The sequence below is a fragment of the Paraburkholderia sp. BR10954 genome (genome assembly GCF_040965775.1).
GTDB lineage: Bacteria > Pseudomonadota > Gammaproteobacteria > Burkholderiales > Burkholderiaceae > Paraburkholderia > Paraburkholderia youngii.
This window is the reverse complement of the sequence record NZ_JBFRCK010000206.1, coordinates 1-571: the sequence shown is the minus strand read 5'-3', so window position 1 is coordinate 571 and position 571 is coordinate 1. Positions and strand designations below refer to the sequence as shown.

The 571-nt window shown below is 59.0% G+C and carries 2 protein-coding genes; both read right to left on the bottom strand.

The features are described from left to right. On the bottom strand, window positions 1-363 hold a 363-nt coding region (locus tag AB4Y34_RS41900; RefSeq protein ID WP_176370235.1), incomplete at its 3' end, for a condensation domain-containing protein. After that, the coding region (locus AB4Y34_RS41895; protein WP_176370234.1) for a phosphopantetheine-binding protein at window positions 360-571 on the bottom strand (212 nt) is incomplete at its 5' end. The genes AB4Y34_RS41900 and AB4Y34_RS41895, both read right to left, overlap by 4 nt.

The following is a 571-nucleotide window of genomic DNA, read 5'->3' as shown; positions in this document are numbered from 1 at the left end:
CGTGCCGGGCGGCAGGATCTCAACCCGGGGCCCCTCCTCCGCATCAACGAAGACGCTGCGCAGCGCCTCGTGGCGCGCATACAGCTGATCGAGGCTGCGTCGCCACGCCGCGCGATCCAGCCTGCCCCGCAACCGCCAGCCCAGCGCAATGTGGTAGCGGGTGCTGTCTTTGTCCAGCTGCGCCAGAAACCACAGCCGCTGCTGGGCAAACGACAACAATAGAAGGTCTTCGCGGCCTATGGTTTGTATCAACCTGGGCTTTCGCTTACCGTCATTACGATTTCTGTCTTTGGCAAGCAAGACAAGCTCGGTTAAGTCATCAATATCGAGATCTTCTAACTCGATCCTAGTTAGATCTGTCATGTCCGCATTCCCAAAGAAAGCAGGTTCCGAAGTTCATCAGGATCGAATTCTCGTTCGATCAAAGCGATAGCAGTCATACGGGCCAGATCGGCCAGCACCGGCCGCGCGAACAGCATCGCCAGCGACAGTTCCACACCCGCAATCTGCGACAGCCGGCTGAGCAGCCGCACGGCCAGCAGTGAATGGCCGCCCAGCTCGAAGAAGTGGT